Origin of the sequence: Nocardia sp. NBC_00881, assembly GCF_045207455.1 — a bacterium.
Lineage (GTDB): Bacteria > Actinomycetota > Actinomycetes > Mycobacteriales > Mycobacteriaceae > Nocardia.
The window spans coordinates 3,226,564-3,241,198 of the sequence record NZ_CP108798.1 but is presented as its reverse complement, the minus strand read 5'-3'; the positions used below and the strand labels follow the sequence as shown (position 1 = coordinate 3,241,198).

The window sequence follows — 14,635 nt, the reverse complement described above, 5'->3', positions numbered from 1 at the left end:
AACGATGTGTCTAGCGGTGCCAGGAAAAGTGCTCAGCCTGCACGAGCGCGACGGCACGATGATGTCGGTCGTCGACTTCGGCGGTGTGCACAAGGACGTGTGCCTGCAATACATCCCGGACGCGGCCGTCGGCGACTACGTCGTCGTTCATGTGGGATTCGCGATTCAGCGTCTGGACGAGGAGTCCGCGCTGAAGACATTGGCCGAGTTCGAACACCTCGGCGTACTGAACGAGGAATTCGGCGACGGCTTCGCCATCGCCGCCAGGCAGGCGGGTCTCGACAACCCCGCGGCCGAGCCGCCACGCGAGGAACCAGAGGTGACGCCATGAAGTATTTGGACGAATTCAGCAACCCCGAGCTCGCCAAGCACCTGCTCGACCGGATCCGTTCCGCCACGAGCAGACGCTGGGCGATTATGGAAGTCTGTGGTGGACAAACGCATTCGATCATCCGCCACGGCATCGACCAGCTGCTGCCCGACCAGATCGAGATGATTCACGGCCCCGGCTGCCCCGTCTGCGTCACCCCACTCGAGGTGATCGACAAGGCGCTGGAGATCGCGGCAAGGCCCGGTGTGATCTTCTGCTCGTTCGGTGACATGCTGCGCGTGCCGGGCAGCAGCAAGGATTTGTTTCGGGTCAAGAGTGAGGGCGGCGATGTCCGGGTGGTCTACTCGCCGCTGGACGCGCTCAACCTGGCCAAGGAGAACCCCGATCGCGAGGTCGTGTTCTTCGGCATCGGTTTCGAGACCACCGCGCCGGCCAACGCCATGACGGTGTACCAGGCGAAACGACTCGGCATCCGGAACTTCTCGCTGCTGGTGTCGCATGTGCTCGTTCCGCCCGCGATCGCCGCGATCATGGAGTCGCCCACCTGCCGGGTGCAGGCATTCCTCGCGGCCGGACATGTCTGTACGGTGATGGGCACTGACGAATACCCGCCACTGGCCGAGAAGTACCGGGTTCCCATGGTGGTCACCGGCTTCGAGCCGCTGGACATCCTGGAGGGCATCCGCCGCACCGTGCTGCAACTGGAGACCGGCAGGCACGAACTGGAGAATGCCTATCCGCGCGCGGTGGCCGCGGCGGGCAACCCGGCCGCGAAAGCCATGCTGCAGGATGTCTTCGAGGTGACCGACCGGGCGTGGCGTGGCATCGGCATGATCCCGCACAGCGGCTGGCGGTTGTCGCAGCGCTACCGCGAGTTCGACGCCGAAGAGCGCTTCTCGGTGGGGAATCTGCACACCGCCGAGTCGTCGATCTGCCGCTCGGGTGAGGTGCTGCAGGGGCTCATCAAACCGAATGAGTGCGCGGCCTTCGGTAAGGAGTGCACGCCACGAAACCCGTTGGGTGCCACCATGGTGTCCTCGGAAGGCGCTTGCGCCGCCTACTACCTCTACCGTCGGCTCGATCTCCCGGCGGAGGTGGCTCATGCCTGAGGAACGCACTGCACCCGTGGCGATCGACATGGACGGCTGGGTGTGCCCGATGCCGTTGCGGGATTCGCCGAACATCGTGATGGGCCACGGCGGTGGCGGCGCGATGTCCGGCGAGCTGATCGAGCATCTGTTCCTGCCCGCGTTCGGCTCGGCCGCGCAGGCGGACATGGGCGACTCCGCGGTGGTCACGCTCGGCGGTGTCCGGCTGGCGTTCTCCACGGACTCGTTCGTAGTCAAGCCGATCGTCTTCCCGGGCGGCACCATCGGGGAGCTCGCGGTCAACGGCACGGTGAACGATCTGGCCATGGCCGGCGCTCGCCCGATGGTGCTGTCGACCGCGTTCATCCTGGAGGAGGGCACCGCGCTGGCCGACATCGCGCGCATCGCGCAGGCGGTCGGCACCGCAGCCTTGGCGGCGGGGGTCCAGCTGGTCACCGGGGATACCAAGGTGGTCGACGCCGGGCACGGTGACGGGATCTATATCAACACCGCGGGAATCGGCCTCGTGGACCCCGGCGTGGACATCCGACCGCAGCGCGCGACCCCGGGCGACGTCGTGCTGGTCAGCGGAGACATCGGGGTGCACGGTGTCGCGGTGCTCAGCTGCCGCGAGGGATTGGAGTTCGGCACCACCGTGCTCAGTGACACCGCGCCGCTGCACGGACTGGCCGCGGCGATGCTGGCGACCGGTGCCGATGTGCACGTGCTGCGCGATCCCACCCGCGGCGGCGTCGCCGCGTCGCTCAACGAGATCGCTCGCACCGCGAATGTCGGTGTGGCGCTGGACGAGCGGCAGCTTCCGGTCCCCGCGGGCGTGCGGGACGCGTGCGGGCTGCTCGGGCTGGACCCGATGTACGTGGCCAACGAGGGCAAGCTTCTCGCGTTCGTCGCCGCGGAGGACGCAGACCGCGTGCTCGCGGCGATGCGGGAGCACCCTCTGGGCGCGCAGGCAGCGGCCATCGGCCGGTGCGTCGCCGAGCACCCCGGGATGGTGGTGGCCCGCACGGCCCTCGGCGGCACGCGCGTGGTGGATCTGCCCGCAGGAGAGCAGCTGCCGCGGATCTGTTGAGACGGCGGGCGCGACCGCCGTCCGAACAAGAAGGCGAGGTGTCCGTTATCGTCCAGGTCGCCGACCATCCTGTGGTGCCGCGCGGCGCATGGTCCGGGCTGGACCGGAGGCAGCGGCGCGGCGTCGTCGGGATGGCGCTCGTCATCCTCGTGCTGCACGCCCTCGGGTGGGGTGCGCTGCTCCTGTTCGTCGTTCCCGGTCGCTACATCGTGGACGGGGCGGTGTTCGGCGTCGGGCTCGGCATCACCGCCTACACGCTCGGGATGCGGCATGCTTTCGATGTCGACCACATCGCGGCGATCGACAGCACCACCCGGAAACTTGTGGCCGACGGGCGCAAACCGCTGTCGGTCGGGTTCTGGTTCGCGCTCGGACACTCGACCATCGTCTTCGTCCTGGTCGCGTTGCTGGCGTTCGGTGTCAAGGCGCTCGCGGCGACCCTGCGCGAGGGGGACTCCGGGCTGCGCCGCTGGACCGGTGTGTTCGGCACCGGAGTATCGGGGACTTTTCTCATCCTCATCGGCCTACTGAACCTGGTGTCCCTGATCGGGATCTGGCGGGTGTTCCGCGGGGGACTGCGGGGCAACTACGACGAGGCCGCGCTGCGATGGCAGCTGGACCACCGCGGCGCGCTGAACCGGATGCTGCGGCCGCTGACGCGGGCGGTGCGTACGCCATGGCGGATGTATCCGGTCGGGATGCTGTTCGGCCTCGGCTTCGACACCGTCACCGAGGTGAGCCTGCTGGTGATCGCGGGCGGCGCGGCGGCGACCGACCTACCCTGGTATGCGATTCTCGTGCTGCCCGTGCTGTTCTCGGCGGGCATGGCGCTGTTCGATGCGCTGGACGGCGCCTGCATGAACTACGCCTACAGGTGGGCGTTCGCCGGTCCGCTCCGCACGATCTACTACAACATTGTGGTCACCGGGCTGTCGGTCGCCGTCGCCCTGCTGATCGGCGCGCAGGAGATGATCTCGATTCTGACCGACGAGCTCAGCGTCACCAACGGTCCGCTGGCCTGGGTCGGCGACCTGGATCTCGGCGCGCTCGGCTTCCTCGTCGTCGGCCTGTTCCTGCTCACCTGGTTGATCGCTGTCGGGGTGTGGCGATTCGGCGATCTCGATCAGCGGTGGCGGGCCGACCGCATCGGAGAACGGCCCGGCTGATGGCAGGCGGCGGAGTCGAGATGTTCGCCCGGTACGCCTACGCCCCCAACCGGCTCGGCTACTGTGGGCCCCCCGACGCGGTCGTGCTGCGCGACGGGACGGACGATCAGGTGCGGGCGGTGGCTCGGCGGTTCACCGGAGCGTGGCCGTATCTGCGGGTGATGTCGGCGATGACCGGAATCGGTGACCCGCTGGATCGCCGCCTCGTCGAGTCCTACTGGCTGGGCGGCGGGATCAGCGCAGACCTGGACCCAGCCGAGTTCACCGCCGAGTTGCTGGCATTGCTAGGCCCGGTCGCGGGCGGGTACTGGACGCATCTGGGCCCGGAGCTGGCCGACGAGGCCGCGGCCAACCACTGCTTCCACGTCTTCGGCGTGTACCCGTGGTCCCGTCTGCTCGGGCACGGCAACGGACATCCGCTGCATGTACTCGACAGTTGCCGGATCACGTGGGGGACGGTGGTCGACCGCACCGACACCGAGATCGCGCTGCGCTGTCGCAGGCTGAGCTGGGATGGGCGGCTTGCGCTGTCGGGGGAAACGATGCGGCCCATCCCGATTCGGGTAGACGGCTACGCGGCGGTGCCGGATGTGTCGGTGGGCGAGCAGGTCGCGGTGCACTGGGGGCGGTTGTGCGGACGCCTCGACGACGCACAGGTCCGCGCCTTGGCGGCGAGCACGGCGTACCAGCTGGAGGTCACCAACCGGCGCCTTGCCGTACGACGATGAGACCGCTGTCTCGGATATGCCCTGCCCAGGGCATATCGCGCGCTGCGGACCGTTAGCTGAACTGAAGCAACTCAGGTTCGACTGCGTTGATCTTTGACACGGCCGCAGTCTGCCCGACAGTGCGCTCGTTGGTCGGTGGCGCGTGCCATCGCGGGTCGAGTTCTCTCCGTCATCCCGGTCGACAGCGTGCCGAATCCTCATGGCCGCAGATCAATCCATGACTCGACCGGTATCAGCGCCGAGGTCGGCCTCTTCCGCTCCGCGATCGCCCAGGTCCTGGACTTCGCCCGCAGCGTCCGCCGCCTCTACGCGGTCAGGGGATAGGAATTGATCAGACCGCGTCGTCGTCTTCAAAGCCGATCTTCTCGGCGAATGTAGTAGCTCGGATATGTCGGCGCGCGGCCAACACCACCGCGACAGCGTCCAGCCACCTTGCGAATAGTTGGTCGCGGAGGGCATCGGGGCTGTGCGGCGGGCGGGCGGCCGACATCCAACCGCGGACCAGCTCGGTCGGCTGCTCGCCGATCAGCGGTTCACGTAGCTCCAATGCGCCGTCCAAGCCGAGCGCCCGCACACAGCCGGCCAGGAATTCGAGAGGATACGGGCCGACCTCGAGTTCCTCCGCGTGCAACGCCGCAGCTACTGCCGCCGCACCGAAGAGGGCCGGGCGTGCTTCGTCAGGTTCAGCCATGCCGGCAGCGATCGCCGCCTGGACGTCGATCCCGCGCAGCTCTTCGTCGCGACAAATCTTCGGGTCGCTCATTGTGGCAGGCCGACATCGACGGCATTGCTCAGACCTTCATTCGGGTCACTGTCTGTGACCACGCCCAGCTCACCGTCGATGAACCGCTTCTTGGTGACCCATTCTGTGTAGCCCCAGGGGTTATAGATCTCCAGCTTGTCACCTCGCGCCGCCATGATCACCAATTCGTGCATATACCCCCCCTTTTCCCCGGGATCCCGATCCACGGTGATGGGAACCGGTTTGCCCGCATTCACCGCGGTCTCGATCTCCGGCAACACCGCCTGCCGCGCCGCCGCCGACTCCGAAGGGGAACCGCCATCAACAGACGTAACGGTGTAGGTGTCGCCGGTTGATGGCTGGAGCACGGTGGTGAACAGTTCGGCCCTGCCATCGCGGGTGTTGTCCAAGGTGGCGTCGGTGGCGCCATAGGCATGAACCAACCGGTCGCGGAACGCGGTGGAGGAATCGTCGCCCGGTGTCGCGCCGACCACAGCGGCAGGGCCTTGACCGGTGGTCAACCCCAGCATGAATACCGGGTCGTTGGCGGCGCGTGCGATGACGGTGGAGGCGGCGACGCAGTGCTCTGGGTCTTGGCCGTATAAGGGGAGGACATAGACCTTACCTTTCTCCTCTGCTGGTGTTGTGTAGGTGGATTTGCCTTTATAATCCAATATGTATTCACCGCCTTTTCGAAATGTGGTGTCGAGGCTGTGGACGTTTGGGTTCAGATGCTCGGACAGCCAACTGAGGTCATTCCCGTGCGGGTGTATCAATTTGACGAATGACTGGACGTCGGCCAGCGAATATCCAGCTGCCAGTGCTTTCCAGATGTGCGCGGCCTCCTGCGGGGATTCGGCGGCGCCCAGCAGATTTTCGAATTCCTTGCGATCCGCCTCCGACATATCGTTCAGCAGTTGCGAGGCCCGTTCCAACGCTATCGGCGTGAGGATACCCAGGAGGGGATCCTCCGTAGAGCCGTCGTCCCCGGCATATGCCAGAACTACCGACGACAATGGATCGATGCCGGGCGAATTGATCTGCCTCGCCCGGGCTCGCGCGGCAAACTCGTTGAGTGCGCTCACCACATCGGTTGCCGCATCAGCCCAGAGCTTTGCGGCGGTGAGGCGGCGATGGCAGCCCTGCGCCGCATGATCGCGAATCTCGAACCACTCGAGCCCCGACCCGCTCGGGGATAGCGTCGCCGCCTTCGCCAGCTGTAGCAGTTCGACGCCCTGTTCATCGGTTTTCTGTGCCTGTGCCAGCTTCTCGGCAAAAACATTCAATGCATCGGCTCCACCTTGAAAAGCGGCCAAGCCGGCCTCTGATTGGGATACCAGAGCCTGAACAGCTTCCGTCGCGGTCGCCGCAGCCGCTCCACGCCAAGCGACAGGAAGCGATCGGATTGCCACGCCGGCCAAATCTATGGCGGAGCTGTTCCATGCCTTCGCCGCGGCTTCATAGTCGCCCGCCCGGTCGGTGATGCTCGTCGGCGAGCCACCCGGCGAGGGAGGCATCAGGGCGATGTCGATCACGCGTCGCAAGCCCGGCAGTCGCAGGAACGGTGGGAGGATCTCGAACATCATGCTATCGATCAAATCCAACGCCGCCTGCAAGGCGGGCACCGTGCTCATCTCACAACCCAGGCCTTCGGGTTCTGCGTTGTGGCATTGGGCTCGGGCACGTCAAGTCCACTCGAATTGGACAGATCCGACTTCAATAGGCTCAAAATGGGCAGCGGGTCCGCCGGGGATACCCCCGAGCCAGGCGTAACGGTATCCACCCCGCTGACCGCCCGGCCTCCATCCAGATCTGCTCCTTCATATTTCGCAGCAGCGTCGGGCAGCAGTTTCCTGAGTTCGACTATTGCTGAGCTCGTCACACCCGTCTCGCGAACCCAGGCCTGATGGAATTCCGACCATGCAGATTGGACAGCCATATCGCCGAACATTCCGGAATAACTCATCAATGGAGGCACCACGCCGAGAACTCCGGTCGATCCTGCCAGGAGTTTATTTATCGCGGTGAGATTGTCGATTACCAGATCGACCATCGTTATGGGGGACAACATCCCGTCCGGATCGAGCCATAGACCCAGTGCTGGGGGAGGTGGAACCGGCGTTACCGAGGTAGACCCCTGCGAACCGCCGTTTCCCGTCGCGTCACCCTCGCCCCCGTCGCCATCCGGCACAGCTTCCAACCTCTCCGCTCCCACTGACCATCCCTACCATGAAAGCAAGGCTGGGCCCGGCCGATCCGGCCAGAAGGCGAACCGTCACTCGTTCCTCAACCAACAGAATTCCTTACCAGAATCGAATACAATTGCAGCACAGGCAATTCAGCAACAAAGAGAATCGCCGGCACCCTTCCGCATCGGCAACTGACGTTCGACCTCGATCACTGTCTACCCGCTATGGTGCAAGACCCTAGCCACCGGGCCGGAGGCCGGAAACGGCTTCGGACAACACACTTTCAATTGTTTGTTGTGAACTGTGCACAAGCACACCGGAAATACGGATCCGACCGTACCGCGAAAGTCCGCGCCACCCTCCGACCAGCGACCCAGGTGGCGCATGCCACCATCACCACAGACCACACAGGCTGGCCCGATCCTCGGGTCGCTCATTGTGGCAGGCTGACATCGACGGCATTGCTCATACCTTCATTCGGGTCACTGTTCGTGAGCGCGCCCAGCTCACCGTCGATGAACTGCTGCTTGGTGACCCATTCTGTGTGGCCCCAGGGGTTATAGATCACCAGCATGTCATCTTGCGCCGCCATGATCACCACTTCGTGGGCATTTCCCTCTTCCCCGGGGTCCCGATCCAGGGTGATGGGAACCGGTTTGCCCGCATTCACCGCGGTCTCGATCTCCGGCAACATCGCCTGCCGCGCCGCCGCCGACTCGGAAGGGGAACCGCCATCAACAAACGTCACGGTGTAGGTGTCGCCGGTTGACGGCTGGAGCATGGTGGTGAACAGTTCGGCCCTGTCCTCGGTCGTTCTGTCCCAGGTGGCGTCGGTGGCATCGTAGATATGAAACAACCGGTCGCGGAACGCGGTGGAGGAATCGTCGCCCGGTGTCGCGCCGGCCACTGCGGCCGGACCTTGACCAGTGGTTAACCCCAGCATGAATACCGGGTCGTTGGCGGCTCGTGCGATGACGGTGGCCGCAGCAACGCAGTTACCCTTGTTTTGCCCGTATAACATGGTACTGCCGCTGCGGACGTTTGGGTTCAGATGCTCGGACAGCCAACTGAGGTCATTCCCGTGCGGGTGTATCAATTTGACGAATGACTGGACGTCGGCCAGCGAATATCCAGCTGCCAGTGCTTTCCAGATGTGCGCGGCCTCCTGCGGGGATTCGGCGGCGCCCAGCAGATTTTCGAATTCCTTGCGATCCGCCTCCGACATATCGTTCAGCAGTTGCGAGGCCCGTTCCAACGCTATCGGCGTGAGGATACCCAGGAGGGGATCCTCCGTAGAGCCGTCGTCCCCGGCATATGCCAGAACTACCGACGACAATGGATCGATGCCGGGCGAATTGATCTGCCTCGCCCGGGCTCGCGCGGCAAACTCGTTGAGTGCGCTCACCACATCGGTTGCCGCATCAGCCCAGAGCTTTGCGGCGGTGAGGCGGCGATGGCAGCCCTGCGCCGCATGATCGCGAATCTCGAACCACTCGAGCCCCGACCCGCTCGGGGATAGCGTCGCCGCCTTCGCCAGCTGTAGCAGTTCGACGCCCTGTTCATCGGTTTTCTGTGCCTGTGCCAGCTTCTCGGCAAAAACATTCAATGCATCGGCTCCACCTTGAAAAGCGGCCAAGCCGGCCTCTGATTGGGATACCAGAGCCTGAACAGCTTCCGTCGCGGTCGCCGCAGCCGCTCCACGCCAAGCGACAGGAAGCGATCGGATTGCCACGCCGGCCAAATCTATGGCGGAGCTGTTCCATGCCTTCGCCGCGGCTTCATAGTCGCCCGCCCGGTCGGTGATGCTCGTCGGCGAGCCACCCGGCGAGGGAGGCATCAGGGCGATGTCGATCACGCGCCGCAAGCCCGGCAGCCGCAGGAACGGTGGGAGGATCTCGAACATCATGCTATCGATCAAATCCAACGCCGCCTGCAAGGCGGGCACCGTGCTCATCTCACGACCCAGGCCTTCGGGTTCTGCGTCGTGGCATTCGGCTCGGCCGCCCCGGCCAGAATACGAACCGTCACCCGTTCCTCAACCAACAGAATTCCTTACCAGAAACGAATACAGTTGCAGCACAGGCCATTGAGCAACAAAATAGCATCGCGCGGCACCCTTCCACTTCGGCAATCTGACGTTCGACCTCGATCACTGTCTACCCGCTATGATGCAAGACCATAGTCAGCGGGCCGGAGGCCGGAAACGGCTTCGGAGAACACACTTTCCATTGTTTGTTGTGAACTGTGCACAAACACACCGGAACTGTTCCTCGGTGCTGCCGCAGATGACTTCTTCCGGTCGTGTCAGACCACAAATCGGAGCCCTCCGGATAACGGGGAAAGCTTGGGGGTGCTCTCGGTTCAGGAAGGTCTCCCACTGGTTGTGTCCCAGACCGGAATCGTCCCGCAGCCAGTTCGTGTAGCAGGTGCCGGTGCCGCCACCTCCTATCGGCAGCACGACGGCGACCAGCTTGCCGGCGAAGAAGCGCACCGCATCGGTTTTCGAGGTCCAGGTGCTCTGCCCAGCCCCGCCGTCGGAGCCGTTGCCGTCGAGCAGATACAGCGTCAGATGCGGCGCAGCCGCATCCGACGGTAACAGCATGTCCACCTGCACGATCCGTGCATCGTCGGCGCCAGGGTGTCGGGTGTGGGATCGGCGTTCCAGGCGTTGATCCACCAGACCCAGCTGAACAGTTCATAGTGCCGCGAGTGGATTCTGCTTTAGAGGCGCCGACCCCGTTCGGCCCACCGAGGGAACCGATCTCCTCACCAGAGCATCATTGCCGCCGTTTCCGCCAACGCATGTGCACACTTCACTAAGTCCGGCCGAAAGTTCGGTTTCCCGAGCCATTTTCTACCGGTTTGCGCCACGGTGCCAGCGCCGCCGACAACGCCTGGTCCAACCCTGCCTTGGCAGCAATGCGCAGCAGCGCGACCGCACCAGCCTGCGACACAACCCCCGAACCATCACCGTCAACTTTCAGCGACGGATACCACGACATAGACTTGTCCACCGAGAAGCTGCTCCTGCAACTGCGCGATTCGATCCTCGACAAGTCGAACTATCGCAGTTCAGGGCACCTTTTCGCTAATTCCGCCACGCAGTGGCGGAATTAGCGTGAACAGCCGAGGTCAGTGCGCCGGGACGGTGAGGTCGTAGACGGCGACGTTGCCGAAGCGCACCGGGGTGTAGTGCGTGGAGACCCAGTCGGCGATGTCCTTGTGCCCGGCCGGACGCCACAACCCGTTGCCCGGGGCGCTCGCTTGCCCCGCGCCCAGGGGAACGCCCGGTTGGTTGCGTACTCGCCATGAGTCGGGCAGTTTCACCTCTTGCGCGAGGTAATACGTCACCTGATGGGTGCGGACCATGGTCTGGAAATCATCGAGGGTGGGAACCGGGTCGTCGGAGGTGAAGCCACCGATCGCGATGACCGGGGTGCGGCTGGCGAGCTCGAGGGATGCGGCGACCGAGGAACGGTCCACAGCGGCTGACCAGGTGGTTGTCGTAGTGCGCAGCAGCGCGGCGACTTGCGGCTCGGTGTCGCCGTTCACGAACGACATCACCTCGCTGCGCATATCGTTCGCCGGTGTCGGCTGTTCGGGCTTCGCAGGACCGACCGTCGGACCACCCCCGGTATGCGCCTGCGGCAGGGTGGCCGCGGCGTACGCCGTCGATCCGCCGATCCCGGCGAGCACACCCACGATGACCGCCACCGAGACCGCCCTGGCGTGAACCCGCCGCGACACGGCCGGGAACGCGGCCGCGACCAGACCGAGCGCCACCACCACCGACACCACCGCGAGCGCCCAGCGCAACCACGGCAGCCATTCGGCGTTGCGGCTCAGCAGCACGAACGCCCACAGTCCCGACGTGAGCACCAATGCGGCAGCGCCGATTCGGCCGAATACCTCCTCGCGCCGACGCCACACCTCAGCCACGCCGATCGCGAACATTCCGGCCACGGCGGGACCGATGGCCAGCGTGTAGTAGGCGTGCATGCCGCCGCGCATCGTGGTGAACGCGACGCCGTCGATGATCAGCCACAATCCGAAGACCAGCGCGGTCCCGCGGACGGGGTCGGTGCGCGGGGCGCGCCCACGTGACGCGAGCACCAGCACGAAGGCGAGCAGGGCGGCGGGAAGCAACCAGGAGATCTCGAACCCGATCTCGCCGGTGAACAGTCGGGTCGGACCAGACCCGCCTCCGAATCCGCCGAACCCACCGCGGCCCTGGCCCAGGGCGCTCGGCAACTCGTACCCGGGTGGCAACGCGAATCGGTTGCCGCCGTGGTGATTGTGGCCCAGGATGCGGGCGAAGCCGTTGTAGCCCAGCACCAGATCCATAAACGTGTTGTTCGTCGACCCGGCCAGATACGGCCGCGACGAGGCGGGCCAAAGGATCGTCAGCAGTACGTACCACCCCGACGAGGCGAGCAACACCGCCGCGGCGGCGAGCAAGTGCAGCAGCCGTTTTCGCATCGAGGTCGGCGCGACGATCAGGTAGGTGAGCGCCAGCGCGGGCAACACCATGAGCCCTTCGAGCATCTTCGCCAGGAACGCGAATCCGAGCGCGACGCCGGCCAGCATCAGCCAGCGCGCGTTAGCCCGCTGCAACGACCTGATCGTGCAGGACGCGCTCGCGGTCATCAACAGCACCATCACCGCGTCCGGGTTGTTGAACCGGAACATCAACGCCACCACCGGCGTTACTGCCAGGGCGGTCCCGGCCAGCAGGCCGGCGCCACGGCTGAGGGTCGCCGTGGCCACCGTTGCGTACAGCAGTGCCACGGCCACGACGGCCATCAGCGCCTGCGGCACCAGCATGCTGGCGCTGCTGAATCCGAACAGCTGTCCCGACAACCCCATCACCCACTGTGAGACCGGCGGTTTGTCGACGGTGATGAAGTTGCCCGGATCCAGCGAGCCGAACAGTAGTGCCTTCCAGTCCCGCGCACCGGACGAGGCCGCCGCGGCGTAGAAACCGTTGCCCATGCCGTTGACCGTGATGTGCCACAGATACGCGACCGCCGTCCCGGCCAGCAGCACCGCCAGACCCGCTCGCTCCCACCGACGAGCAGGCGGTAGCCCGACCGGATCGGGATCGATAGTTGTGGTCGCATCGGGCGGGGCCGCGTCGGCGCTGATCGCTGTCACCGCGGCAGTCTCGCAAGTGGCCTCGTGGATTCCCTGCGCGCTTGCTGTCAATCAGCTGTGAACGTGGGAGGTCACGGTGCATGTCCGCGCGGCCGACGCGCGTTGCCGTCGCTCCTGTCGTCAGATCTTGCGGATGACCGTGACGACCTTGCCGAGGATCTGGGCGTCGTTGCCGGGGATCGGTTCGAACACCGGATTGTGCGGCATCAGCCAGACGTCCCTGCTGGTGCGCTTGAACGTTTTCACCGTGGCCTCGCCGTCGATCATCGCGGCGACGATGTCGCCGTTGTCGGCGACGTTCTGCTGTCGGACGACCACCCAGTCGCCGTCGCAGATCGCCGCGTCGATCATGGACTGGCCGACGACCTTCAGCAGAAACAGCGAACCGTCGCCGACCAGCTCGCGGGGGAGTGGGAAGACGTCTTCGACGGCCTGTTCCGCCAGAATCGGACCACCGGCGGCGATGCGGCCGAGCACCGGCACGAATGTGGGCACGGGACGGCCGGCGTCGACGGCGACATCGGAGCCATCCACCGCGGCGACCGGCAGACTGGTCACCGAACGCACCACCTCGTCCAGGCCTCGAACGTCCACCGCGCGTGGACGATTCGGATCGCGGCGCAGGTAGCCCTTGCGTTCCAGGGCGCGCAACTGATGGGCGACCGAGGAGGTGGACGTCAGCCCGACAGCGTCACCGATCTCCCGGATGCTCGGCGGGTAGCCGCGCTCGCTCACCGAAGTGCGGATCACCTCCAGCACTTTGCGCTGACGCACGGTGAGATCCGCTCCGGTACTCGCCGAGTCGGCGCCGCTTCCGGTCTCGTCACCCGTGTCGCCTGTGTGCCTCACCGCAACCGCCCTTTCCTGCTGTGCCCGGCCGATCCGCGCCGGTGTCTGTCGTCATGGCCTGTCGTGCATTTGGTAGTTCGAATCTAGTCCGGTCGCGTCGATGTATCAAACATCTGTTCGACGCATGTCGGGCGTTTCCGCTGACTTCGTCGCTCTGCCGTGGTAGAAATCGAACACACGTTCGTCGAACACGTGATCGAATGAGTTGGGAACATGTGTTCGAATGGGACACCGGCTCGAACAGCGACGGAGCACTCACCACGGAGGTTTGTCCGATGAGCACTGCGATCAGCGCGATCAGCGACATCACCACATCGATCGGTGCGGCAGGTGCGGAGTTCGACCGCCGCGCCGCCGCCGCTGCGGCGGTTGATCTCGGCTATGAGACGGGCCCCCGTGTGCGGCGCGGCGACCCGCGCGCCAGGGCGATGGTGCCCGCGCATCGCTCCGCTGTCGATCGGCGCCCCCGCGGCGCCCGCCCTGGCGGCACTGCGGTCCTATACGACCGTGCTGCACGGACTTCCGCGCTCCGGCGGGCACAGGGCCGGCATCCGATGGAGCGGGTAGAGCGGGCGCAGGTCGGTTTCGCCGTGCTCGCCGTGACGGCATTGCTGACCGCCCTTGTGGTGGCGGGGCTGATCGTGCTGGCGCACGTGCGGGCGGGCGACTGGGGCGGCGAGTCCGGGGGGTCGGTGCCCGCCGTGGTCGACGGCCAAGGTGGTGCGGGCGCGCCACCGCCGCGCTGACCGGCGGAAGCGGCCACTCATCGTGGCCGGAATTGTGATCGAAGACGGGCAAGCCCGCCGTCCCAAGGGTCCGTGCGCCTGGAGTCTTCGCCCCGGCCACGGCCATGGCCCGCGGCGACGTCGCGATCCACAGTTTCGCGCTGCGTTTACCGCTGCCCGCCTTCAACTGGGCCGACCGCGACACGAGGTGGACCTACATCACCGGTGATCTGCTGCCACGCCACATCGATCTGGAGCCCGACCCGGTCTTGGTCGGCGCCGTCCTCGGCGAGCCGTTCTGGCCCGAACCAGCCCGCGGCCGCCTCGTCTCGCGGCTGCCGGACCTCCTCGCGGACCTGACCGCGCACCGGCAGATCGTCGAATGAACGAGGTGGCGCGGCGGTAGCCGTGGGCGAGTGCGACGGCTCGGGTACTCGGACGGGTATCCTCGAACTGTTATGCAGGTATTTCCGGGTTCGAGTGGGGAATACCTGGTGCTGAGGTATAGACCTCTGTACACGTGCTCGCCGGACCGATCGCCGCGATCGACGGCCGGTCCGGCCGCGAGCACAC

At 65.6% G+C, this 14,635-nt stretch carries 14 protein-coding genes; 7 read left to right on the top strand and 7 right to left on the bottom strand.

Annotation, left to right across the window (positions count from 1 at the left end; translation table 11 throughout):
• Positions 1-4: 4 nt before the first annotated feature.
• The 5 genes from OH799_RS13115 to OH799_RS13095 all read left to right on the top strand — a co-directional run bounded on the left by OH799_RS13115 (position 5) and on the right by OH799_RS13095 (position 4,403).
• Positions 5-331 (top strand): HypC/HybG/HupF family hydrogenase formation chaperone, encoded by a 327-nt coding sequence (locus OH799_RS13115; protein ID WP_406279928.1) that lies wholly within the window; start codon positions 5-7, stop codon positions 329-331.
• Positions 328-1,440 carry a hydrogenase formation protein HypD gene (gene hypD, locus OH799_RS13110; RefSeq protein WP_406279925.1) on the top strand — a complete coding sequence of 371 codons (1,113 nt, stop codon included), beginning with the start codon at positions 328-330 and terminating at the stop codon, positions 1,438-1,440. Before OH799_RS13115 ends, hypD begins: the two co-directional genes overlap by 4 nt.
• Positions 1,433-2,509, top strand: coding sequence for a hydrogenase expression/formation protein HypE (gene hypE, locus OH799_RS13105; protein WP_406279922.1), 1,077 nt, complete (start codon positions 1,433-1,435; stop codon positions 2,507-2,509). Before hypD ends, hypE begins: the two co-directional genes overlap by 8 nt.
• A 98-nt stretch (positions 2,510-2,607) precedes the next feature.
• Complete coding sequence (locus OH799_RS13100; RefSeq protein WP_406282048.1) at positions 2,608-3,675, top strand: HoxN/HupN/NixA family nickel/cobalt transporter; 1,068 nt, start codon at positions 2,608-2,610, stop codon at positions 3,673-3,675.
• The gene (locus OH799_RS13095) at positions 3,675-4,403 is read left to right on the top strand and encodes a DUF6390 family protein (protein WP_406279919.1); all 729 of its coding nucleotides are present in this window, start codon (positions 3,675-3,677) and stop codon (positions 4,401-4,403) included. The genes OH799_RS13100 and OH799_RS13095 overlap by 1 nt, the downstream gene beginning before the upstream one ends.
• 331 nt (positions 4,404-4,734) lie before the next feature.
• On the opposite strand, the gene OH799_RS13090 is transcribed toward OH799_RS13095, so the two are convergent.
• From OH799_RS13090 to lexA, 7 genes are all read right to left on the bottom strand, one after another.
• On the bottom strand, positions 4,735-5,166 hold the full coding sequence (locus OH799_RS13090; RefSeq protein WP_406279916.1) for a hypothetical protein: 432 nt from the start codon (positions 5,164-5,166) through the stop codon (positions 4,735-4,737).
• Entirely contained in the window at positions 5,163-6,779 is a 1,617-nt protein-coding gene (locus tag OH799_RS13085) for a hypothetical protein (RefSeq protein WP_406279913.1), read from the bottom strand. The genes OH799_RS13090 and OH799_RS13085 overlap by 4 nt, the downstream gene beginning before the upstream one ends.
• Complete coding sequence (locus OH799_RS13080; RefSeq protein ID WP_406279910.1) at positions 6,776-7,198, bottom strand: hypothetical protein; 423 nt, start codon at positions 7,196-7,198, stop codon at positions 6,776-6,778. The genes OH799_RS13085 and OH799_RS13080 overlap by 4 nt, the downstream gene beginning before the upstream one ends.
• Positions 7,199-7,767: 569 nt before the next feature.
• Positions 7,768-9,288 carry a hypothetical protein gene (locus OH799_RS13075; RefSeq protein WP_406279907.1) on the bottom strand — a complete coding sequence of 507 codons (1,521 nt, stop codon included), beginning with the start codon at positions 9,286-9,288 and terminating at the stop codon, positions 7,768-7,770.
• 228 nt (positions 9,289-9,516) lie between these two features.
• Positions 9,517-10,011 (bottom strand): hypothetical protein, encoded by a 495-nt coding sequence (locus OH799_RS13070; RefSeq protein ID WP_406279904.1) that lies wholly within the window; start codon positions 10,009-10,011, stop codon positions 9,517-9,519.
• Between the two features lie 455 nt (positions 10,012-10,466).
• Positions 10,467-12,488, bottom strand: a complete 2,022-nt coding sequence (locus tag OH799_RS13065) for an ArnT family glycosyltransferase (RefSeq protein ID WP_406279901.1) — start codon at positions 12,486-12,488, stop codon at positions 10,467-10,469.
• A gap of 120 nt (positions 12,489-12,608) precedes the next feature.
• Positions 12,609-13,337, bottom strand: a complete 729-nt coding sequence (gene lexA, locus OH799_RS13060) for a transcriptional repressor LexA (protein ID WP_406279898.1) — start codon at positions 13,335-13,337, stop codon at positions 12,609-12,611.
• 275 nt (positions 13,338-13,612) lie between these two features.
• Here lexA and OH799_RS13055 point away from each other — a divergent pair, with 275 nt between their 5' ends.
• Both OH799_RS13055 and OH799_RS13050 read left to right on the top strand, forming a co-directional pair.
• A complete protein-coding gene (locus OH799_RS13055; RefSeq protein WP_406279895.1) occupies positions 13,613-14,083 on the top strand; it encodes a hypothetical protein in 471 nt (156 codons plus the stop codon).
• A gap of 104 nt (positions 14,084-14,187) precedes the next feature.
• Positions 14,188-14,448 carry a hypothetical protein gene (locus tag OH799_RS13050; protein WP_406279892.1) on the top strand — a complete coding sequence of 87 codons (261 nt, stop codon included), beginning with the start codon at positions 14,188-14,190 and terminating at the stop codon, positions 14,446-14,448.
• Positions 14,449-14,635: the final 187 nt, after the last annotated feature.